This is a genomic window from Candidatus Symbiopectobacterium sp. (assembly GCF_020054415.1).
Lineage (GTDB): Bacteria > Pseudomonadota > Gammaproteobacteria > Enterobacterales > Enterobacteriaceae > Symbiopectobacterium.
On the sequence record NZ_JAHWCO010000406.1, the window covers coordinates 1 to 1,042 of the forward strand.

1 pseudogene is annotated in these 1,042 nt (G+C 49.7%); it reads right to left on the reverse strand.

Annotated features, from left to right (window positions below):
• Positions 1 to 234 precede the first annotated feature (234 nt).
• Positions 235 to 864 (reverse strand): annotated as a pseudogene (locus QZ506_RS11960) (2-isopropylmalate synthase); the annotation flags it as partial.
• Positions 865 to 1,042 lie beyond the last annotated feature (178 nt).

The following is a 1,042-nucleotide window of genomic DNA, read 5'->3' on the forward strand; positions in this document are numbered from 1 at the left end:
AGTTACCTATCTGTTTTTGCGAAGACTGATTATTGATGACATGAACGGCATATCGGCCTGCTGAAAAACCTGACGACAAAAATGGCTCACTGAAGCCGAGGGCCTTTTCAGGTTCACCAGGCGCGGAACTCATCGAGGCGCGGGCATCTCACCCACAGAGACGCCGGATAGATTGAAGCAAGCCCACCATTAGTCAAAAATCAGTGTTGCAAAAATGGGGGTGACCATAGATTTGGCCAGCTTCAGGAAATCGGTGTACAACTGTTCCAGATTAAAATCGCTTTCTTTATAGCCCATCTCTTCCATGCGGTGTTTCACTGCCGCGTGACCAGAACGGGAGGTCAGGTTCAACTGCACTTCTTTCAGCACGATGGATTCCGGCGTCATGATTTCGTAGTTAGAGCGGTTTTTCAGTACGCCGTCCTGATGGATACCAGAGGAGTGGGCGAAGGCGTTAGAACCGATAATCGCTTTGTTGCCGGGGATCGGCATATTGCAAATCTGGCTCACCAACTGGCTGGTGCGATAGATTTCCTGATGATTGATATTGGTATGGACGTTCAGCAAATCCTGACGGGTTTTGATCGCCATGGTCACTTCTTCCAGCGCAGTGTTGCCTGCGCGCTCGCCCAAACCGTTCAACGTGCCTTCTACCTGACGTGCGCCAGCCTGCACCGCAGTAATGGAGTTGGCAACCGACATCCCCAGATCGTCATGGCAGTGCACGGAAATAATCGCTTCGTCGATGTTCGGCACACGATCATACAGCGTAGTGATGATGCCGCCGAACTGATATGGCGTGGTTTAACCCACGGTGTCAGGGATGTTGATGGTGGTAGCACCGGCGTTAATTGCGGCTTCAACGGGCTTTGTTGAATAATAGGGAATAATGCTGTTGTGACACGGCTTTGTTGAATAAATAGAACTTTTGGGTAATCATCGGAGCAGATCACCACAGTTGTTTCAAAATCAGGTCTCCATGGCAAAACAAAATTTTAAAATCACCAACTGGCCCTCTTATAACAAGGCCCTCAAGCAGCGC